Annotated in this window: 16 protein-coding genes; 3 read left to right on the top strand and 13 right to left on the bottom strand. The window is 34.2% G+C overall.

Annotation, left to right across the window (positions count from 1 at the left end):
- Positions 1 to 113: 113 nt before the first annotated feature.
- The 3 genes from K1X16_RS04070 to K1X16_RS04080 all read right to left on the bottom strand — a co-directional run bounded on the left by K1X16_RS04070 (position 114) and on the right by K1X16_RS04080 (position 3,241).
- Positions 114 to 1,205, bottom strand: coding sequence for an SGNH/GDSL hydrolase family protein (locus tag K1X16_RS04070; protein WP_225035125.1), 1,092 nt, complete (start codon positions 1,203 to 1,205; stop codon positions 114 to 116).
- Positions 1,206 to 1,322: 117 nt separating this feature from the next.
- Complete coding sequence (locus tag K1X16_RS04075; RefSeq protein WP_225035126.1) at positions 1,323 to 2,204, bottom strand: AraC family transcriptional regulator; 882 nt, start codon at positions 2,202 to 2,204, stop codon at positions 1,323 to 1,325.
- 17 nt (positions 2,205 to 2,221) lie between these two features.
- Positions 2,222 to 3,241, bottom strand: a complete 1,020-nt coding sequence (locus K1X16_RS04080) for a glycoside hydrolase family 5 protein (protein WP_225035127.1) — start codon at positions 3,239 to 3,241, stop codon at positions 2,222 to 2,224.
- A gap of 331 nt (positions 3,242 to 3,572) precedes the next feature.
- Between K1X16_RS04080 and K1X16_RS04085 the strand changes: the two genes are divergently transcribed.
- Genes K1X16_RS04085 through K1X16_RS04095 form a run of 3 tightly spaced genes read left to right on the top strand, consistent with a single transcriptional unit; the run spans position 3,573 to position 6,150 of the window.
- Positions 3,573 to 4,421 (top strand): universal stress protein, encoded by an 849-nt coding sequence (locus tag K1X16_RS04085; protein WP_225035128.1) that lies wholly within the window; start codon positions 3,573 to 3,575, stop codon positions 4,419 to 4,421.
- A 16-nt stretch (positions 4,422 to 4,437) separates the two neighbouring features.
- Positions 4,438 to 5,268: a universal stress protein gene (locus K1X16_RS04090; protein ID WP_225035129.1), complete on the top strand. Its 831-nt coding sequence runs from the start codon at positions 4,438 to 4,440 to the stop codon at positions 5,266 to 5,268.
- Positions 5,269 to 5,313: 45 nt separating this feature from the next.
- Positions 5,314 to 6,150, top strand: a complete 837-nt coding sequence (locus K1X16_RS04095; protein WP_195869867.1) for a universal stress protein — start codon at positions 5,314 to 5,316, stop codon at positions 6,148 to 6,150.
- Between the two features lie 95 nt (positions 6,151 to 6,245).
- Here K1X16_RS04095 and K1X16_RS04100 read toward each other — a convergent pair whose 3' ends face one another.
- The 10 genes from K1X16_RS04100 to K1X16_RS04145 form a co-directional block, all read right to left on the bottom strand.
- A complete protein-coding gene (locus tag K1X16_RS04100; RefSeq protein WP_195869873.1) occupies positions 6,246 to 7,622 on the bottom strand; it encodes a sugar porter family MFS transporter in 1,377 nt (458 codons plus the stop codon).
- Positions 7,623 to 7,768: 146 nt separating this feature from the next.
- Entirely contained in the window at positions 7,769 to 7,990 is a 222-nt protein-coding gene (locus K1X16_RS04105; RefSeq protein WP_225035130.1) for a hypothetical protein, read from the bottom strand.
- Positions 7,991 to 8,188: 198 nt separating this feature from the next.
- Positions 8,189 to 10,036 (bottom strand): family 43 glycosylhydrolase, encoded by a 1,848-nt coding sequence (locus K1X16_RS04110; protein WP_225035131.1) that lies wholly within the window; start codon positions 10,034 to 10,036, stop codon positions 8,189 to 8,191.
- Between the two features lie 3 nt (positions 10,037 to 10,039).
- Positions 10,040 to 11,731, bottom strand: a complete 1,692-nt coding sequence (locus K1X16_RS04115; RefSeq protein ID WP_225035132.1) for a sulfatase — start codon at positions 11,729 to 11,731, stop codon at positions 10,040 to 10,042.
- Complete coding sequence (locus K1X16_RS04120; RefSeq protein WP_225035133.1) at positions 11,731 to 12,618, bottom strand: alpha/beta hydrolase; 888 nt, start codon at positions 12,616 to 12,618, stop codon at positions 11,731 to 11,733. The genes K1X16_RS04115 and K1X16_RS04120 overlap by 1 nt, the downstream gene beginning before the upstream one ends.
- A gap of 4 nt (positions 12,619 to 12,622) precedes the next feature.
- Positions 12,623 to 15,229: a glycoside hydrolase family 2 TIM barrel-domain containing protein gene (locus tag K1X16_RS04125; protein ID WP_225035134.1), complete on the bottom strand. Its 2,607-nt coding sequence runs from the start codon at positions 15,227 to 15,229 to the stop codon at positions 12,623 to 12,625.
- A 10-nt stretch (positions 15,230 to 15,239) separates the two neighbouring features.
- Positions 15,240 to 17,462 carry a beta-glucosidase BglX gene (bglX, locus tag K1X16_RS04130; RefSeq protein WP_225035135.1) on the bottom strand — a complete coding sequence of 741 codons (2,223 nt, stop codon included), beginning with the start codon at positions 17,460 to 17,462 and terminating at the stop codon, positions 15,240 to 15,242.
- Positions 17,463 to 17,466: 4 nt separating this feature from the next.
- On the bottom strand, positions 17,467 to 19,806 hold the full coding sequence (gene bglX, locus K1X16_RS04135; RefSeq protein ID WP_225035136.1) for a beta-glucosidase BglX: 2,340 nt from the start codon (positions 19,804 to 19,806) through the stop codon (positions 17,467 to 17,469).
- A 4-nt stretch (positions 19,807 to 19,810) separates the two neighbouring features.
- Positions 19,811 to 20,614, bottom strand: a complete 804-nt coding sequence (locus K1X16_RS04140; protein ID WP_225035137.1) for a prolyl oligopeptidase family serine peptidase — start codon at positions 20,612 to 20,614, stop codon at positions 19,811 to 19,813.
- A gap of 15 nt (positions 20,615 to 20,629) precedes the next feature.
- Positions 20,630 to 21,997, bottom strand: coding sequence for a glucoamylase family protein (locus tag K1X16_RS04145; protein ID WP_225035138.1), 1,368 nt, complete (start codon positions 21,995 to 21,997; stop codon positions 20,630 to 20,632).
- Between the last annotated feature and the right edge of the window lie 112 nt (positions 21,998 to 22,109).

A 22,109-nucleotide genomic window follows, 5' to 3' on the forward strand; every position in this document is an offset into this window, starting at 1 on the left:
TGTAGTGTTTTGGGCTTTACAATTTGTAAATACAATTAGAGATAAAGCAAAAATTATAGTGTTTTTTGTAGTGTTCATTGTTATACTTTTTTTAGTTGCAAAGCTCGATGCAACTATTTTTCAATATTTAAAAGCGTTTTAAAATAGGGCTCTAAAACAGTAACTATTGTGTTATGGTCTTCAGTACTTGGATGAGAATTACAACCGCTTAAATATTTGTTTTTAAATTCAAATAACGCTATGTCTTTATTTTGTTCGGTTTTAAAATACTCCTGAACCTGTTTTAAACAAGACACTAATGTGTACTGTTTTTCACCTGATAACATTGGACTATTTAATAAAACTATTTTAGTCTCTGGATATCGTTTATAAATACCTTGAACAAATTGAATATAGTTTGTGGTGAATTTTTCCTTACTAAATGGTAAGCGCTCTTTTACACCATCACCATCAGACAAGTCATTAGTTCCTAAACAAACACTCACAATATCTGGTTTTGAAGTTGATTGAAAAGGCGTGGAATTATCTGCGCTTAAATACAAACGATCATAGACCTCTGGCATTGTGGCATCATTTTCATTTTCAGTATTCCAATTGCGATACATGCCTATTCCTGAAACAGCACTAACCACAAAATCTGCTTGTAAGCGATTTGCTAATTGTGGTCCATAAGCTAAATAAGCATTATGTTGATCTTGGTAATCGCCTTCATTACAAGGCAAATCGGAATTATCAGACAGCGCACCACAGGTTATTGAATCTCCAATAAATTCAATCTCTAAAGGTTTAGGTTCCATAGGCAACAACGCTTCTGCATCTACTCCATAAAAAACTAGTCTATCATTATAGGCTTCTGTGGCTTTATAAATTCCTATTTTATTCTGTTGTGAATTCGGTAATTTTAATGCGATTTTTTGAATGGAATCCCCTTCAATTTTATAACGCTTTTTATATTTATCATTTACCGAAATCACATAGTAATTTCGATTAAGGGATTCCGTTTGAAGGTATAAATTTACCGCGTCGCCTTTTACATTAAATTCAACTGAAGCAGCTGAGCCTATAAGTGCTACAGCTTCATTTTCTAAAACAACACTCCTTCCATGATAATGATACAACTCATTAGAAGACTGAAAATTAGACAGCTTTTGTTTTGCTTCTTCGCATGTAAAAAGCATCAAAGTAAAAACAAATAGTAATTTCAATTTCAGCATTAAAACAAAATTGTTAACACATGTAAAGTTAGTGCAAACATCTTTTTTTTTCTAAGCGTAATTTTTCAAATCTTAATACTATTTACTATTTAAAACTGCTAACTAAAATTATGAGATTCTGTTAAACCTTTGAACGGATTTAAATTCTGATTTAAACTTACTCGGTGTAACATTTTTTGATTTTTTGAAGAATCTATTAAAATTTGCGATACTATTAAACCCGCATTTATAAGCAATTTCACCTACAGACATATCAGTTTCGATCAGCAATTTTATAGCATGACCTATTCTTTTATCATTCATGTATTCTATGAATGTTTTTCCTGTTCGCTTTTTAATAAATCTATTAAATGAGCTTTGACTCATGTTTACTAATGACGAAATTTCCTTTAATGAAATTTTACGTGAATAGTTCTGTTTTATAAATTCTTGAACTTTTTTAATTCTATCGCTGTTATCGTATTCGCTATCTCTAACAACATTTGATGATAACAATCTTTGGCTTTTAGAATCCGCAAGTTCTTCAAGCAATTTTAAAAGTTTAATAAAATCTGTAACACCATCAGTTGCAGTTAATTCTTTTATTTTAGGCATTAGCTTCATGGCTGTATCTCCATCAAAAAGAACACCGTGTTTAGACTTCGTAAATAAATCTTGAATAGGCTTAAAGTTTTTTAAAGAGAGTAATTTGCTATTAAACAAATCTTCGTGAAACTGAATGGTTATTTCATAAATACTTTTACTTTCACATTTGTGCGTTTCCCAACCATGCTCTAAATTGGGTCCGACTAAAACCAATTCTATATCATCAATTTCTTCCATAGAGGTTCCCACAACACGCCGTATACCTTTTCCGTTTAGAATAAAATTTAGTTCATATTCTGGGTGAAAATGAATAGGAAAGTCAAACTTTTGTTTCACTCTATCAATAATTAAAAACACATCATCTGATTTTAATTGTGTGATTTCTCGATTAATATTTTCACTCATCGCAGCTCTATTTTAAATTAATCATAATTATAACTTTGCAGTTTTTTCTTAAAATATTCACCTTGACGAGACGGTTTATAACTGTCCCAATCTTCAAATAATCGTGGTGCCCATTGCGCATCGAACACCCAAACTACATAAGAAATTTCGTTGTCATCACAGTATTTTGTTATGGCCTCTCCATAAGATTCGTCACTGATTACTGGTAAATGTGCTCCAAGGTCATCTGGACCACAAAAACCAACTTCCGTAAGGATTAAGGGATATTTATCTTTTACAAAACCCCAATCTTTTGTCCATTGCGCATCCCAAGGCTGCTTTCTTTTTTGAGGATAAGGATGACTTACATAACCAATCCCTTCTACATCTAATGGCTCATTTAACACAGGTGTTAAATCGTAAGCCCAATTAAAACCAGCAACCAGTGGAATGCCTTCGCCACCATTAGCTCTTATAATTCCAATAACTTCTTCATTTATAGTTTTCCATGTGTCCCAATTTGCACTTCCCAGTGTGCCACCATAAGTTGTTGGCTCATTAAAAATTTCATAAAAAGCGACAGTTGTATTGTTACCATACTCTGAAGCTATGGTTCTCCAAAAATCATAGGTCTCCTTCAATGTGGTGTCATACCTATCGGATTGAAACATTTCGGTTTGCAAATTGCCGATACTATGCCAATCGATTATAACATAAAGCCCTAATGTTGTTGCCCATTGTATGCCATCATTTAAAAGTTTTAAATAGGCTTCTTTTCCTCTTTCGTTCCAATCTGCAGGATGAACAGGTAGTCTAACAATATTGGCTCCCCATTTTTTAATTTCTTCGAAATAAGATTTATTCCAATGCCCTAAATTTTCTAAATGATTAGGATCACTTGCATTTAACCCTCTGAATACGAAGGTTTCATTTTCGCTATTCACAAAACTATTGCCTTTTACCGTGAGTCGATCTAATTCTTTTATTTCATTGGCATAACATCCTATTGATATTAATATGAAAAATGGAATTATAAGTTTTGTTTTTAACAAACGCATTTTGTGAGTTTTATATAGCCTTTTAAATTTATTAGATAATTAGTAAATTAAGAAATCTTAGCTTGTGATTGGTAAAATAGTTCACTAAAATGGTAATTTAGTATAGATTATGTGATTTTCTGTACTTTTTTAACGTACTTTTTATTTAATTCTTAGCAACTATGACGATGAACAGTTTCTAGAAAAGCTTCAAAATTTAATTATTACACTAGTGTATTGATGCATTTATCTGACTCGTTTTTTAACTACCGTTGAGACTTCGACTGATTTATATCATAGTTTAATATATATATAATCTATAATTTTACACTTCAAAACAAAACCTAAAGCCATGTTATCCATACTATTACCAACCGATTTTTCAGAAAATTCAAAAAATGCAATAAAGTATGCCTTAGAATTTTTTAAATATCAAAAGGTTAATTTTTATGTTATGCATGCCTACAGAAATGAATTTTATGACCATGATGAATTAGTATCTCGCGAGGTTTTTGAAAGTGTATTGAATAAAGTAAAAACAGAATCTCAAGACAATCTCGATAAATTAGTAGCTGATTTAAAGCAAATTGCACCAAACCCTAGATATACGTACCATAGCATTTCTGCTTATAATACGCTTGTTGAAGAGGCAAATACAATTGCAGATGCACATAACATAGATTTAATAGTCATGGGTACAAAAGGAAAATCTAATGCGAGAAACATTGTGTTTGGAAGTCAGACGTTTCAAGTTTTAAAGTATGTTAAATGTCCTGTTTTGGCTATTCCAGAGAACTATAACAATACGCAACCACAGAAAATTTTGTTTCCAACTAATTATCTCATTCCTTATAAACGACGCGAATTAAAATTGCTGTCTGTTTTAGCAAAATCTTACCGAAGTGAAATTGATGTGGTTTACATTAGTACAAGTCCAAAATTATCTATTAGACAAGAAGATAATCAATCATTTATAAAGGATACATTATCTCCAAACAAGGTGAATTTTATTATTGAAGACAATAAAAAGATAGCAGATGCCATAACCAACTACATCAAAAAGAATTCAATAGAAATGATTACGATGATAAATACGCAACATTCCTTTTTAGAAGACATGTTGTTTCCTTCTACGATAGACAAGGTTAGTATTGGCTTAGATATTCCGTTATTAGCGTTTCAGAACACACTTAGAAACTAAATTATAAAAAGTAACCATGTCAAAAAATATTCTTTTACCAACAGATTTTTCAGAGAATGCATTGCGTGCTGCTATTTACGCTGTGACGTTATACGAAAAAGAGCCTTGCACATTTCACTTTTTACATGCTTCGAGATTAAAAGCTTCTAGAATGTCTAACATGTCTAATAAGTTAACACATGTAATGGCTGAAAAAGCAAGACAGGATTTAGCTAAATTAAAAGAGAAAATCGAAACCGACTATGCTAATAAAAACCATTCGTTCGAAGTTATTTTAACTACTAACGACTTACAAGCTTCAATTGAAGTCTTATTAGAAAAAACAAAAATAGACCTAATTATTATAGGTACAAAAGGGGAGTCTAATGCTAAAGAAATGCTTTTTGGAAGTAACACCGTAAATGTTATTAAACATGTAAATCAATGTCCTGTTATGGTAATTCCAAATTCGTATGAATATGTTAAGCCAGAACAAATTGCATTTCCTACAGGTTTTAATCGTGCTTATGGAGACGAATTATTGCCACTAAAACAATTAATAAAGGTTACTAACGCTTCCGTTAGAGTTGTTCACATTAATGGTGAAGATGAAATTTCAGAAGCTCAAAAACATAATTTAGCATTACTAAAAATAGCTTTAAAAAATTTCGACCACAGTTTTCATTGGATGACAAACTATGATAGAGTAGCAAAAGCCATTCAAGATTTTACAATAGAACTTGATATTAATATTTTAGTGATGATTAAATATAAACACGGTTTTATAGAAGACATCATAAAAGAACCGATAATTAAAAGAATAGGGTTTCATCCAACCATTCCTTTTTTAGTATTACCACACAACTAATTTAAATTAAAAAAATACACAGATAAAATTTACCACATATATAGCATGAGACAACACATATTACTACCTACAGATTTTTCAGATAATGCACTTGCTGCCATTGAATACACGTTAAAACTGTATGCTAACGAGCCTTGTACATTTTACTTTTTACATACATGGGCTTTTACAAACCAAACATCTAGAACATATATCACTTCAACCTTTATAGAAACAAAAAAAGAGGAAGCAAGAATTAAGCTTATTGACTTAAAAAATGAAATAGAGGCTAAAAACACAAACCCTGAGCATAAATTTGAAACTGTTTATACCACAGCACCCTTGTTAAATACGATTGAGAATGCGATTGACGAGCTTAACATAAACCTTGTTGTTATGGGCACTAAAGGGGCCACTGGAGCCAAAGAATATATTTTTGGCAGTAACACAGTAGATATCATTAACAAAATAAAAAACAGTGCAATTTTGGTTGTACCAGAATCCTATGAATATGTAGAACCAAAACAAATTGCATTTCCTACTGATTTTAATCGATTTTATGGTGATGAGTTACAGCCATTACTACAACTAACTAAGTTATATAATTCTAAAATAAGAGTTCTACATATTAACCAAAAAGACAATTTAACTGAAAACCAAAATTATAATTTAGCCATGTTAAAAGCCAATCTTGAAGATTACACTAGTTCTATAGATTGGAGGCCTAATTTTGAAAGTAAAGAACAAACGATCTTAGACTTTATTAAAGAGTTTGATATTAATATGCTTGCAATGATTAACTATAAGCACAGTTTTATTGAAAATTTTCTAAATGAACCTGTAATTAAGAAGATCGGATTTCATACTATAATTCCATTTTTAGTAATTCCAGAATTTCAGTAGATTGTAATAGCGGGACTATTTTGTTTCATTTTCTTAAAATAAATAAAACCGATTCGTGTGAATCGGTTTTATTTATGATTTCTATGTCAAGTAATTTATTTCCAAAACCCTTCAATTTCTTCAAGAGATTTACCTTTTGTTTCGGGTATAAACTTATAGGTAATAAATACGATGATTAAAATAAATACAATAAATATATAATACGGTAATGAGCCATTCCAAGGTTCACTATTGTTCATCTCACTTCCCATTACCATAGGGAATGACTGAGACACTACATAATTGGCGGCCCATTGTGCGGCAACAGCAACAGACATCGCAACACTGCGTATTTTATTTGGAAACATTTCTGATAATAAAACCCACACCACTGGTCCCATAGACAAAGCAAAGGAGGCTATAAATAATAATACTCCTATTAAAGATAATACACCGACACTATTTTGTTGCAACGTAATGCTTAACAGTAAAAAACCTACAATCATCCCTACAGAACCAATATAAAGCAATGGCTTTCTACCAAATTTATCTACCGTAAACATCGCTACAAACGTAAACACTAAATTGACAAATGCTAATAAAATTTGTTGAGCAAGGACATCTTCTTTACCAAAACCAAGTGCTTTTTCAAAAATATCTGCACCATAATATAATACAGCATTGATGCCTGTAAATTGTTGTAAAACTGAAAGCACCGTTCCAATTCCAATGATGACCAATATGGCTTTAGAAAAGTAACTTACTTTAACGCCATCGTTAGTTTCATTTAAAGATTCCTGAATCTGATGCATTTCTTTTTTTGCAGCCTCATCACCATTTATGCGCTTTAAAACAGCTAAAGCATCATCTTCTTTTCCTTTTAGAGCCAACCATCTTGGACTTTTTGGAACAATAAATAACAGAATTAAAAACAACAGACTTGGTATTAATTCTGACCAAAACATACGACGCCAACCAAATTCTATATTCTCTGCTACGCTTAGGTCATTTCCAATAAAATAAGTGGCTAGGAATACGACAAAAAAACCAATTACAATAGCCAATTGATAATAGGTAACCATTCGTCCTCTAATGTTTGAAGGAGCAATCTCAGCAATATACATAGGCGCATTCATGGATGCTACACCAATACCTAAACCACCAATAATTCTAAAAACAACCAACATACTAACCGTTTGTGGAAACAATTCTGGTAAGCCCGATCCGTAAGCTGATACTGTAAAGAAAATTGCCGAAATGATCAAGGACCATTTCCTTCCAATTTTAATACTCAGTGGACCAGCAATTATTGCACCAACAAAACAACCTAAAAGCGCACTTCCAACTACCCAACCTTTTAAGGCATCACTTAAATCAAAATATTCTGTAAGGTAAAATTGTGCGCCATTAATAACGCCTGTATCATACCCAAAAAGCAAACCTCCTAAGGCGGAAACGGCTGCTATTAATAATAAGAAAACACCTTTTTTCATTTTTTATTTATTTAATTATAGTTAGAGTCTTAGTTTATTTAATTGTTTAAAATTGCAATGTAATTAAAATTGGTAAATGGTCCGAGGGATAATGTAAATTCCGTTTATCACTTAACAACGCATATTTATTAACGTCTATAGTTTTACTAACAAAAATAGATTCGCCTTGTTACAGGCTTATCAATATGATAACCATTAAATGTACCTTCTAGGCCAAAAGTAAGTTTTGCTATGTTTTTTGAATCATTTAATTCTGTTTTTATTAAATAGTGCTGAATAGTCTCGAGATTTTTTTGGTCATCACGTCCATCTCCAACATAACTATACTCTACCAAAAGACTATCCATCGCTTTCATTTGATAAGGCATAGCTTCTTGAACACCTAAAACATGAGGTTCGTAAAGCTTGATCTGGTCAATAAAAAATGGTTGTCTGTTCGTCCAGCTGATTCTCCTTCCTTAGGATGATCTAACTTAATATTATAGCTCATCACTAAAAAATCTTGAGCAAATGCAAGACTAGAAAAAGCACAACACAATAGAAATGAATACTTCATATTTAAAAATTTATTCGACATAAATAATGTCACTCGTTTCAGAAATTCCATTTTCATTAAACGCTTCTATCGTAAAATAATAAGGCGTATCACGATCTAGATTTCGCATAACATGTTCATTAGTATCATACATTTGCCACGACTGATAAAGCTTATCTTCTGCAATTCCCCAACGAATATTATAACCTTGAGCTCCCTCTACAGCATTCCAAGTAAATGAGGCATCCCTACGATCTGTTTGTCGTTCGATATGGAATCCTGTAACTTTTTTAGGCTTTTCTTCGAACCCTAAACCAAATACTCTTATTTCTGACATGGCGAAGTTGTCACCTGGAACCTCTATATTGTTATAACGCACATATTTTGCTTTTACCGGCTCATCTAAAACGATGTATGCATTTGGTGCATCAATAGTGCTTGCACTTCTATCCGCAACCGTTTGCCAGGTACTACCATCTTCTGAAGTTTCAATGGTAAATTGATGTCTTAAACCTTCAACACGCGTATAAATTCCTGATTCATGATCGTGATAATTGAGTTGCAATGCATGAATAGTTCCTGCATTTTTCATTTCAATAGTTATCCACTGCTGATCGTCATTAGCTTCTGCTACCCAAAATGTTTTAGGGTTTTCGTCTGTAAGTACCATAGATATAAAGTTACCATCAGCATCTTTTTCAGTAGGTAATTCTGTAACTTCTACAGCATCATCATTAGACGTAAATTTCATCACCTGCATTAACGACGAAGACACGGTAACATTTCCTTTATAAGATAACAACATCCAACCGTTGTGTAATCCTGCTTTGGTGGGATGATTTGCTCCATAACGTGGGTAATCTCCATAAGCGGTATTGGAATACATTAAACCGTCGTCATCAAAATAAGTAGGAAACATACATAAGCGACGCTCCCACTGTGCATTAGAGGCCAATGCCATGGTGGCGAAATGCCAATATTGTCCATTCGTTTGTTTTACCGTTATCCCATGACCTGCGCCATTTGTAAATCCACCAGGTTTAAAACTCATAGGATTGTTTTTCATATATGTAAAAGGACCAAGTGGTGTGTCACCAATATAAACTCCATCCGCATACACATTAAATTGTGTGCCTGGTGCTGCGTATTGCAAATAGTATTTTCCGTTGTGTTTGGTCATGGAAGCACCTTCCATATACCCTTCCTTTAAAGTAGGGTGAAAGTTATTTTCTCCAAAGCGCTCCCAGCCATGTTTGTCTTCATCAAGATTAAAGAGTTCTTTCTTAACTCCTGTTTCTAAAAAGCGATCATCTTTATTTAACATTTTAACACGAAGTGGATGCACATTAGAACTTCCCCAATACAAATAGGTCTCACCATCATCATCTATAAATAATTCTGAATCCTGAATGTTAGTAGATATCGATGCGCTTGGTGTCCATTTACCGCTTTTAGGGTCATCAGTATAAAGAATACTTCCATAACCAGCCGGATCTCCCGCAAAGTACACCAATGAATCCTTGTAATTGAATGCTGTAGGCGCGTTACTACCTTCAAAAAACCATTGTTGCGGCTTTATAAAATTCCAGTTAACTAAATCAGTAGAATGCCAATAACCAAACGAACGCGTCACAAACATATAATATTCGCCTTTAAATTCTATAACCGCAGGATCTGCACCAGAACGGTAGGATTTATTTTGACTAGAATTGTAAACCATATAGGTATAATCTATATCTAATGGATTAATATAGGTGTCATATCCTTTTTTAATTTCTGCTTTGTCCTTTGCATTCGAAAGATGTTCTAATTTCTGATTCTTATCTGTGTTACAAGAAAAAAGAAATGCTATAGTGAAGAGAAAAAGTAATTTTTTCATGATTTATAATTTAGTGTCTTTATCTGTTTGTGGGTTGTAAGATGTTCCCGTTTTTCCTCGTAATCTTTCAAACTGTTTGAAAGAACGTTCTACATTTTCTTTTGGCGCCTGTTCAAATTCTTTTGCTTTAACTTCGTATTCTTCCTGAAGTGCTGCAAGTCGTGTTCTTAATACAGCTTCAATATTGTCATAATCCGGATTCTTAATTTGATTTGCAATTTCCTTAGGATCTTCTTCTAAATCGTATAATTCCCAAGTATCAATATCATCATAAAAATGGATTAACTTATAGCGCTTCGTACGAATTCCGTAGTGTTTTTTCACCATATGAAACGCTGGATAATCATAGTAATGATAATATACCGCATCTCTAAAATCATCACCATCAAAGGTGTTTTCTAATAACGGACGAAGGGATTTACCTTGCATATCGTCTGGTATTTCTGCATTTGCATAATCTAGAAAGGTTTCTGCAAAATCGAGATTTTGTGTTAAGTCTTCAATAACAGTTCCGGGTTTTATAACACCAGGATATTTAATAACTAATGGCATCGCAAGCGATTCTTCGTACATATAACGTTTATCAAACCAGCCTTTTTCTCCTAAATAGAAACCTTGATCCGTTGTATACACTACAATCGTGTTGTCTGCCAATCCATTTTCTTCTAAATAATCTAAAACTTCACCAATGCCTTCATCCATTGAGGCTATGGTGGCTAAATAATCTTGCAAATACCGTTGTCCTTTGTATTTAGCTAAATTTTTTCCAGATAAGTTTGCATCATGAAAGGCATCATTTTTTTGTTGGTAAGCACTATCCCAAGCTTTGCGTTGTTCTGTAGTCATACGCTCAAAATCAGACTTCCATGGATTCCATGCGAATTCAGGATCACCCTTAGATTTTGTCAATTTTAAATCGTGACCTTCATACATATCTTTATAAATCGTTTGAAGCTGTTTTTGAGAAGCTAAAGAGCCTTCATGAGCCGAGAAATAAGTGTCTGGCAACGGGAATTCTACATCGTCAAATTTATTGGCATGTCGTAATGCTGGCATCCAATTTCTATGTGGTGCTTTATGCTGCAACATTAACATAAAAGGTTTGTCGCTATCCTTAACCGAATTGAGATAGGCAATACCATCTTGCGTAATTATATCTGTGGCATAGCCTTGTACTCGTGTTGTATCTACAACTTTAGAAGTTTCATTTAGAGCAATAAAATCTGGATTGTAATAATTGCCTTGATCGGTTAAGATCTTCCAATAATCAAACCCTTCTGGCAAGCCATCTAAATGCCATTTCCCAATCACAGCCGTGTTATAACCTGCTTTTTGAAGTAATTTAGGAAATGTTTGCTGACTGCCATCAAACTTATTCCCATTCATTCTAAAACCATTAATATGGCTGAATTTACCCGTAAGAACTACAGCACGACTTGGTCCACAAATAGAATTGGTACAGAAGTTATTTTTAAAAAGCGCACCTTCAGTTGCAATACGATCAATATTTGGAGTTGGTGCTAATTGACTAATTGGATGACCATAAGCACTGATAGCTTGTTCCGCATGGTCATCTGCCATAATATAAACGATATTCGGTCGCTTTGATGGCTTTAACTCCTCAGGTTTTTTAGAAACGTCTTTACAAGATTGAAACAATAAAAGACTAAACATAAATACTACTAAATGCCTCATTATTCTGTAGTTTTTATAATTTTAGTTTGAATAACCTCATCATTAATAACGGCTCTTTCAAAAAAGTTAAAGATTGTATCCATTTCCTCAATTGGAATTCGAGCAATTTCATGACGGCCACCTTTTACGATATTAAAGTAATATGAGGTATCAAAACCCTCTAGTTTTTCGGCAATAATTCCCGATCCATCCAATATAAAATACCCATCTCTCTTTGGATCACATAAATGATGTGATGCACTACCAAAAGGCACTAATTGATCCTCTGTTCCGTGATACAAAACGGCAGGAATTGCATTTTCCTCAGTAATATATCGCGCATCAACCATAGCACCAGCACAAGAAAATAGACCTGCAAATTTTACATTATTATAAGCATCTTTATCGGTTACAAAATAATCCTTCATAAATACAGCATTTAGTATGCCCTCTGCTCCTGCACTACTTCCTCCAGCTATAATTTTAGTGGGATCAATTTGAAGCGTTTTAGCACGATCAACTAAAAATTTTGCGGCATCTAAATAATCGATTGCAGCCTGTTTAAAAGTTTCCATTTTCTCGTCTTTAGTGCAATCACAACCAAAGCCTGTCGCTGTATTTTTTCGCAGTAAACGATAGCTAATTGAAACACCTATATAATTTTGTTCCTTAGCAGCATACTTTACCAAATTCTGATCATCTGGATAGGCACGATGACTTCCTGAAAATCCACCACCATGCATCCAAAGTAATACCGGAAGCGAATCGGATTTTTTAATGTTTTCTGGAGTAAACACATCTAATCGCAAGGTGTCTTGACCCTTAATAGAATAGATATAAGTTTCCATGTTTTGAGCAGAAAGCCCAACTGTGATAAATAAAACCAGTAAAATTGTTATTTTTTTCATTTAGTTAAATTTTTTCAATTAAAATTCCGCTAATAACAGGTTGCCCTTCAATAGATTTTAACGAAATAGTTAAGCCTTCATCGTTATTTATTTGAACTTCCGATGTTAGAGTTACACCATATTTTTGAGGATATTCTAATGCTAAATTGAATTGCTTTTCTATTAAATTAGTATTCAGAAACACATCGAAAACGCGTTGTTTTCGGGTTGAATCGTCTTTAACCTTTGATAGGTTATAAATGTTCTCTATTGATTTAATTTGGGGTTCAACAAAAAACAAGTCCACATTATAATTTCCATCAGGAATGTCCACTTTATAGGACGAACACCCCTCTAATAAGGTTTGAAACAAAGGCTCTGAAGTCGCGTTTTTAATATCATGTGGCAAACCTTGATTTTTATCTTTGGTCATGCCATACGGTGTGCCATCTAAATAACCAAACCAGCCATTTTCATACGCTTGATCAGGTACAAATGTGACATCTCTTTCTTCATCATTAAAATAAAAATGAGCACCAATATTAATTCCGAAACGATTAAAATTTTTAAAATCTAAGGTGTCTATTTTTAAAACTTCGACTGTTTTTTCTTCTGAAATATGCTCTGAGACAACCTTAATTTGGTTTCTACCATTGTTAAAAGGCATTTGGATAGTAGCGACTCCATTTCTAAACTGTACATTTTCTTGCTTTTTGCCATTCAAATAAACAATTCCTTTTTCCTGATTCGAGAATACTTGAATAGCATACGATTCATCTTTAAACAAGGTTAACCCTTTTAAAAAATCGGTGGCAATATGAACAAGTGGTTTATCTGTATCTAAAACTGATTTGTACCAATAATAAATATCCTTTGGTGTTCTGTTGTATTGCACCAAACCTTTTTGATTAACATGCGGAATGGCATCTCCTCTAAATTCCGAACCAAAATCCGCGTAATTCCATGCCGTCATTCCGGTCATGTAAGGACGTTCGGTAATTTGTTTATAATACGACTGATGTAATTTAGCTTGGTAGTCGGTTGAAAAATCAAACTTTTTTGGTGTTCTTGTAAATATTCTAACGTCTGCTCCAGGGCCATATTCGGACAATAACATAGAACGCTTTGGATAGCGCTTGTGTTGCTCATCTAGAAAAATTCCCAAATCTGAAATATCCTTATCATACCAACCAAAGTATAAGTTCCACCCAAAAATCATTGGTAAATCTGCAATCCCAGTTTCATTATATACATCATTAAGATGACCTGCCATTACTGTGATATGATTTGGTGCTAATTCTCGAGTTACATCTTCGAGTTGTGTCGCTAGTTTTACAGATGATTTTTTTAAATCTTGACGTTCTTGATCAGTTAGTTTATTATTAAAAACCAATCGAATAAAAATCTCATTCATATAACCAAACATCACAACAGAAGGAAAATTATAATACTGTTTAAGATGCTCTTTTTGCATGCTTATAGAGGTCTCAAAAAATGCCTCAGTATTTGTAACCTTATTAACGATTGGTATTTCTGTCCACACCAAAATACCAAGTTGATCACATAAATCATATAACTCGCGCGCATGCGGATAATGTGCAAAACGAATAACGTTTGATCCCATGTCTTTTATCAGTTCAATATCTTTTTTCTGAAGTGCCATGGGTACAGCATTTCCATAACCTTCATAATCTTGATGACGGTTTACACCAATTAGTTTAATCGGTTTTCCGTTTAAATAAAACCCGTTATCAGCATCTACAGACACCCAACGAAATCCGATATTCGTCGTTTTTGAATCTAAAATTTCACCATTCTTATCTTGAAGTACGAGTTTAAGTTGATATAAATAGGGGTTTTCTGGCGACCATAATTTTGGGTTTTGAACCTTTGGTAATTCAATTTTGAATGCTTCCGATGAATGAGATGGAAGTGTTAGTTTTTCAGTGAATGTTTTTACAAGCTGACCTTGCGCATCAGTAAGGATAAATTTTAATTCTGTTTTTTGTTTGCTTGAAGCTGTATTGTTTAAAAGTGCTGTGACTTCTATTCGTGCTTCATCTACTGAAACTTTTGGATAGTTGATATAAAACCCATCTGAAGCAAAATCATCTAAACTAAAATGTTGCTTTGGTAATGCAATCAATTCCACATCACGATAAATACCTCCATAAAATGTAAAGTCGGCATCTAACGGTGGAATATCTTCATTATGCGAATTATCAACGGTGACTTCAATTACATTGTAAGCATCATAATTTATAAATTCAGAAATATTGAAATTGAAAGCTGTATAACCTCCTTTATGGTTTCCTATTTCTTGTCCATTAATAAAGATTGTTCCTTCTTGGTTTACGGCATTAAACTTTAAATAAAACACCTTTTCTTTTGCCTCTGAAGATATATAAACCTGTTTTTGATAATAGCCTAAACCTCTTCTGTATCCTGGCTCATCATCGAACGCATCATCTTGATTCCAAGTATGTGGAATATTTACCGTTTGCCATGTCGTTTTATCTTCTGAGAATTGCCACCCAGAATTGATGGTTTTAGATTGCGAGAAACCCCTCAGTAAAAATACCACACATAACAAAACGTATAGGGATGTAGTCTTTGTAGCTATATGTGGCATACTTAAATTATTACTGAGTTAGATTAAATACATGTTGAAACTTAACATCTGAACTTGGTGCAATAGCAATATCAAATTCACCTGTCTCCACTCCATAAATCATTTCACTGTTATAAAACTTTAGATCATCAACCGAAATGGTAAACGTGACCGTTTTAGATTCTCCTTTTTTAAGGAATATTTTTTGAAAGCCTTTCAATTCTTTAACAGGTCTTGTCACGCTTCCTACTTTATCATGAATATAGAGTTGTGCGATTTCATGTCCATCAGCATCTCCTATGTTTGAAATCGTAACGCTGGCTTCAATAGTATTATTAAATGTTAACTCATCCGAAGACAATTTTAAATCTGAGTACTCAAACTTTGTATAACTTAATCCATGTCCAAAAGCGAATAAAGGCGTGTTGGCCACATCGATATAATTACTTTTATAATCTTCTTTAGGATTACTTTCAGGAATTGGACGCCCTGTGTTTTTCATATTGTAATAAATAGGCACCTGACCTACATTTCTAGGAAAAGTAACCGTTAGTTTTCCTGAAGGGTTTACCTTTCCAAATAGTAAATCTGCAGTTGCAGCTCCCCCCATGGTACCAGGAAACCACACTTCTAAAATAGCATCTACTAAATGAATTTCATCCGATAGGTTTAGCGGACGACCATTCATTAAGACTAAAGTGATATTTTTATTAGGATTAGCTTCTCTTATTTTTTGAATTAATTTTGGTTGAATTCCGGGAATTTTTAAATCAGTTCTCGACGCTGCTTCACCACTCATATGATGATCTTCACCCATTACTAAAACAATTTCATCCGCTTGTTTTGATACTGAAATCGCGTCTTCAAAACCAGATTCGTCATCCTTTAAAATCTCACAGCCTTTAGCATATAAAATTTGATTCGATTTTAGATATTCTGAAATACCTTCAAATACACTAACCGCTTTTCCATCACGCTCTCCTTTTGCAGCCCAATTACCAATAATATCGGCTTCATCTTTTACCAAAGGGCCAATAAAGGCAATCTTTTTAGTGTTTTTAGAAAGCGGTAATACGTCATTATTGTTTTGCAATAACACTGAAGAAGCCGCAGCAATCTCCCTAGCTTTCGCTAAAAACTCTGGTTTATATGCCGTATTGGCTTCACGGTCTTCATCGATATAACGGTAAGGATCATCAAACAATCCTAATTTAAATTTAGCTAGTAAAATTCGTTTACAAGCCTCATTAATATAAGCTTCAGGCACCTTGCCTTCTTCAACTAATTTTTTAAGATGTAAACGATACACATGACCTACCATATCCATATCTACACCAGCATTCATTCCTATTCTAGCAGCATCAATACTATCTTTAGCAAAGCCATGCTGAATCATTTCATTAATAGAGGTATAATCTGAAACAACGAAGCCGTCAAATTTCCATTCCTCTCTAAGAATGTCTCTTAAGGTGAATTTATTACCAGAAGTTGGTACTCCGTTTAGTTCATTAAACGCTGACATAAAAGTTTCTACTCCTGCTTCAACTGCTGCTTTAAAAGGTGGCAAATACACGTTTCGTAATTCACCTTCTCCCATATTAGTAGTGTGATAATCACGTCCGGCTTGTGCCGCTCCATAAGCCACATAATGTTTAGCGCATGCTAAAATGGTATTTGGTTGCGATAAATCGTCTCCTTGAAATCCATGAATGTAAGCTTTACCCATTTCGTTATTCAGATACACATCTTCACCAGCACCTTCAGAAATTCGTCCCCAACGTGGCTCTCTAGACACATCTATCATTGGTGCAAATGTCCAATGAATACCTTCTGCAGACGCTTCTTCAGCTGCAATACGCGAACTTTCTTCAACCATTTTTAAGTCCCAACTAGCTGATAAGCCTAAATTTATTGGGAAAATAGTGCGATGTCCATGAATAACATCGTATCCAAATAATAATGGAATGCCTAAACGAGATTCTTCGACAGCAATGGTCTGTAAATCTCGCGTGCCTTTTACAGACATGGCATTGAGCATAGCTCCCATGTTGCCTTCGCGAATGTATTTTCCATTATCTGACCCAACCACAGGTCCGGTTTGATCCCAATGACCACTATACATTACAGTTTGCCCTATTTTTTCTTGAAGCGTCATTAGATTCATTAACGAATCGACTTTAGCTTCATAATTTTGAGAAAAACCAGTACTAAGAGCACCAAATAGAATTATGTATAGAAATCTTAACTTCATCATGCTTTTATTTTGTCAATTCAAATTCAGCCATCATCTTGGTTGTAGAGTCTGTACCAACAAATACTTGGAATTCTCCAGGCTCTGCTACAAAATCTAAATCTGAATTATAGAATTTTAAGTCTTCAACTGTTAGTTTAAAAGTGACTGTTTTAGTCGCTCCTTTTTCAATTTCAACCTTCTGAAAGCCTTTTAATTCTTTAACAGGTCTGGTCACTGAACCTACCACGTCTCTTGTGTACAATTGCACCACTTCCTTACCATCATAGTCACCAGAATTCGTTACATCTACAGTGACCTCAACCGTACCATCCATTCCTATGGTGGTTGTATTCAGTTTTAAATTTGAATAATCAAAGTTGGTATAGCTTAAACCGTATCCAAAAGGATATAAAGGTTCATTACGTTCATCGATATAGTTACTTCTGAATTTTTCAAAGTTTCCTTCTTCATTCATTAAAGGTCTTCCGGTATTTTTATGATTATAGAAAATTGGAATTTGACCTACACTTCTTGGGAACGTTGCTGTTAACTTTCCTGAAGGATTTACATCACCAAATAACACATCTGAAATAGCTAAACCTGCTTCACTACCAGGGAACCACACATTAAGTATGGCTGGAACATTTTTATGTTCTTCAACCAAATCTAAAGGTCTTCCTGTAAATAAAACTAACACTACTGGCTTACCTGTTTTAAGCAAAGCATTTAATAAATCCTTTTGAACTTGAGGAATTCCTATTTCTGTTCTACTGCTACTTTCACCACTAAATTCTGCGGATTCACCAATAGCGGCAACAATGACGTCTGCTTTATTCGCAATGCTTAATGCTTCGTCTAATAACTGCTTGTCTGTTCTTCCATCTCTAGGAATATCTTTACCAAACATAGTTGCTCTTTGCTCCAATTCTAAGTCGTAATCGAGATTACTTCCTTTGGCATATAACACATTTGCCTTGTCACCTACAACAGTTTTTAAACCTGCTAAAAAAGGATTAGATTTATCTTGTTGTGTTGCCACACTCCAAGTACCAGCCATATTTACAGCATTATTTGCTAGAGGTCCAATTAAGGCAATTGTCCCTTCTTTTTTCAATGGTAACAGATTATCTTCATTTTTAAGCAACACTGTAGATTCTGCTCCAACTTTTCTTGCAAAGGCTCTGTTCTCATCTGTAAAAACTTCATTTTTTGCTCTATCACTATCTAGATATCTATAAGGATCATCAAACAAACCTAGCTGATATTTAGCTGTCAGCATACGTTTTACAGCAATGTCTATATCTTCAATTTTCACCATGCCTTTATCCACAGCACCTTTTAAAGATTTTACAAATGCTGCAGAAGCCGAAGGAGAATCACCTGCCATATCCATATCGATTCCTGCATTTAAAGATTGCGCAACAACCTCTTCCTCGTTACCAACACCATGCGCCATCATTTCGTAAATCCCAGTATAATCAGTAACTACAAAACCATTAAAACCCCAATCATCTCGTAATAAATCTGTAAGCAACCATTTATTTCCGGTTGCAGGTATGCCATCTATTTCGTTAAATGAAGCCATCACAGAACCAACGCCTGCATCTACAGCTGCTTTATACGGCTCTAGGTATTCGTTATACATTCTGATTTTACTCATATCGACTGTGTTGTAGTCACGACCAGCTTCAGACGCACCATATAATGCAAAGTGCTTAACACATGCCATTAATGTATTATTTTCACTCAAGTCATCTTGTTGATATCCTTTTACCATGGCTTCAGCAATTCTACTTCCTAAATAAGGATCTTCACCATTTCCTTCAGAAACACGTCCCCAACGCGGATCGCGCGAAATATCTACCATTGGTGAAAAGGTCCAGTTAATACCATCTGCACTAGCTTCATTTGCAGCCATACGTGCCGTTTTTTCAATAAGTTCCATGTCCCAAGTCGATGATAAACCTAATGGAATTGGAAAGGTTGTTTCGTAACCATGAATAACATCCATTCCAAAAAGTAATGGAATTTTTAAGCGGCTTTCTTCAACCGCAATCTTTTGGACTGCTCTAATTTTTTCAACAGATTTGATATTAAACATACCACCTACTAAACCGTCTTGGATTTTTTTACCTACATCTGAGCTCTTGCCTAGACCTGTGGTAATATCTCCAGAAACAGGAAGATTAAGCTGTCCTATTTTTTCGTCTAAAGTCATTAGACCCAAAATAGAATCTACCTGAGCTTCAAAAGGATTGTTATTTTCAGAAGTTCTCTTTGTTGAATTCGAGTTTGAATTACAACTTGAAATAGTGAAAGTGATTAAAAAAAATGCTATTAGTTTAAAGTAAAATCGTTTTGTCATTGTATTATTTTGTTTTTGAAAAAAGCCAATTTAAAAGTTCTGGTTCTGCAAAGGCTGGATCCCAGCTATTATGGTTTGCAAAGTCGTATAATGTTAATTTAGGAAATCCACCTGCACTAATGATTGCAGAGGCCATATTTAAAGATAATTTAGGATCAACCACATCATCTTTTGCTCCGTGTAATATCCATAAAGGAATAGTTTTAGCATAGGTGCCCACTGATGCTGGATCACCTCCACCACAGATTGGAATAGCAGCAGCAAATAGTTCGGGTTTACGATAAATAATCTCAAACGTTCCCATGCCTCCCATAGATAAACCCATGGCATAAACTTGGTCTGTCTCTACATACGGTTTAGCCACCATCTCATCCATTAAATCTATCACCAATGCCATTGCTGCAGTTGGTGCTTCATTGTATTTGTACTTAAAAGTGATTGGTTTTGTTGAGCGGTCTGCCTCTAACTTAGACCAATAATCATTCTTAGGACATTGTGGAAAAATCACTATTGCTGGTAATGAGTCTCTATTTTTTTCGTTTAAAAACAATTGACTCCCATGAGCCAGTTGTTTTTTATTATCATTCCCACGTTCACCCGCTCCATGAAGCATTAGTACAAGCGGATATTTTTTAGATTCATCAAAATTCTTAGGCAACAGCATTCTGTAATTAAGTGTATCTCCATTTAAAATATGATTTTCAAATGAAAATAATTCTTTTGAAGGCTCGCCTTTCTGTTGCGCATTTACGGCACATGAACTAGCAATGATAATACTAAAGATTAAAATTAAAATCTGATGTTTCATGTTTAATTGTTTATATTAATATGTAAATCCTAACGTGTTTAAACCATTTTGAACATCTTCATTTTGCATAAAAAGATTCCAAAATAAACCCGTTCTATAATTTTCGATCATAATTATTTCTGGCCCTTGGTCAATAGCCAAATATTGCTCAGTTACCCAATCATTATACTGAGGACTAAACGCATCATAAAAACCAGCAGGTCCTAATAAAATGTCCTTTTTACCATAGAAATAACGCATTGCTGCTAATGATTTTTCTGGTGTATATGGAATTGAACTTATTGCTGCTGTAGGAGAAATAATCCCTAAATCATTTTGTGGATCGTGTGCAGAATAACCGGTAGACCCATCTGAATCTCTACTATAACTGGCCGTTAAACCCCAACAATTTTCACCGTAATCGGCATAATTATTTGGGTTACTAACACAATGTTGGTAATTGATATTGGTATGGTTTACATTTAAATCCCAATAATTAGCATACTGATCTGAAAGATTTGTAGGATTTAATCCTAAGAATGAATAGTGCGCCCAAAATAAAGGTCCTGTGCCAGAGCCAGCATGATCTAAAATTAAAGGCATATTATACTGACTAGCAGATGTCACAATATTGCCATTATCTGCCCAACCTTGGTGATACACTTCTTCTGAAATTGGAAAATCTGGTGAGGCTGCGCCTAAAACAAAAGCAATTAAGGTTTCGTTATAACCTTTCAGTTCAAGATTCATAGAGAAGCCATTATTAGGGCTCCAATGCCAGTATAAGGCATTTTCGTTTTGCGTGTACCAATCCCATTCCACACCTTTCCATAAAGCATCGGCTTTAGTCGCCAACAAAGCTTCTTCTGTTGTACCTGATTTAAAATATTCTTTCACACAAATTAAACCTTGTGCAAAAAAGGCTGTTTCAACTAAATCGCCACCATTATCTTGATCGCTAAATGGAATAACACTACCGTTTTCGCCATTGATCCAATGTGGCCAAGCCCCGTGAAAACGATCTGCAGTTTCAAAGAAGTCTAAAATCTGACTCAAACGATTAAACCCTTCTGTTCTTGAAATGTATCCACGTTCTATACCTACAAGAATGGCCATTAATCCAAATCCACTCCCCCCTGTAGTTACTACATTTTCACTATTTGATGGGTCGTCTATATGATAGCGTTCTCTTGCCGCACCCGAATTAGACTCTGCAAAATCCCAGAAATACTTAAAGGTTTCTTCTTGGATTACATCCATTAACTCAATATCGGTTAACGTTTCAACAACAGGATTATCGTCACTTGGATCATAAGGCTCTTGGTAGCCAGGCCCATTATCTGAACCACAACTAAAACACCACAACGTGACTATTACTATTTTAAAAACGCTTATGTTATTCATTTTATCTTCTATAAATCATTTCTTTAGACTAAAAATAAGGTAAGAATAAGCGGCATTTAAAAAATTAAAAATGCCGCTAAAAACTAAGGGTATTATATATATTAGACTAAAC

It is taken from the genome of Winogradskyella sp. SM1960, from assembly GCF_020179375.1.
Lineage (GTDB): Bacteria > Bacteroidota > Bacteroidia > Flavobacteriales > Flavobacteriaceae > Winogradskyella > Winogradskyella marina.

Coding starts and splice junctions, on each gene's coding strand:
- K1X16_RS04145 (WP_225035138.1), bottom strand. CDS start 21,997: ATGAATAACATAAGCGTTTTTAAAATAGTAATAGTCACGTTGTGGTGT.
- K1X16_RS04090 (WP_225035129.1), top strand. CDS start 4,438: ATGTCAAAAAATATTCTTTTACCAACAGATTTTTCAGAGAATGCATTG.
- K1X16_RS04075 (WP_225035126.1), bottom strand. CDS start 2,204: ATGAGTGAAAATATTAATCGAGAAATCACACAATTAAAATCAGATGAT.
- K1X16_RS04105 (WP_225035130.1), bottom strand. CDS start 7,990: ATGCCTTATCAAATGAAAGCGATGGATAGTCTTTTGGTAGAGTATAGT.
- K1X16_RS04085 (WP_225035128.1), top strand. CDS start 3,573: ATGTTATCCATACTATTACCAACCGATTTTTCAGAAAATTCAAAAAAT.
- bglX (WP_225035136.1), bottom strand. CDS start 19,806: ATGACAAAACGATTTTACTTTAAACTAATAGCATTTTTTTTAATCACT.
- K1X16_RS04140 (WP_225035137.1), bottom strand. CDS start 20,614: ATGAAACATCAGATTTTAATTTTAATCTTTAGTATTATCATTGCTAGT.
- K1X16_RS04115 (WP_225035132.1), bottom strand. CDS start 11,731: ATGAGGCATTTAGTAGTATTTATGTTTAGTCTTTTATTGTTTCAATCT.
- K1X16_RS04095 (WP_195869867.1), top strand. CDS start 5,314: ATGAGACAACACATATTACTACCTACAGATTTTTCAGATAATGCACTT.
- K1X16_RS04120 (WP_225035133.1), bottom strand. CDS start 12,618: ATGAAAAAAATAACAATTTTACTGGTTTTATTTATCACAGTTGGGCTT.
- K1X16_RS04110 (WP_225035131.1), bottom strand. CDS start 10,036: ATGAAAAAATTACTTTTTCTCTTCACTATAGCATTTCTTTTTTCTTGT.
- K1X16_RS04125 (WP_225035134.1), bottom strand. CDS start 15,229: ATGCCACATATAGCTACAAAGACTACATCCCTATACGTTTTGTTATGT.
- bglX (WP_225035135.1), bottom strand. CDS start 17,462: ATGATGAAGTTAAGATTTCTATACATAATTCTATTTGGTGCTCTTAGT.
- K1X16_RS04080 (WP_225035127.1), bottom strand. CDS start 3,241: ATGCGTTTGTTAAAAACAAAACTTATAATTCCATTTTTCATATTAATA.
- K1X16_RS04100 (WP_195869873.1), bottom strand. CDS start 7,622: ATGAAAAAAGGTGTTTTCTTATTATTAATAGCAGCCGTTTCCGCCTTA.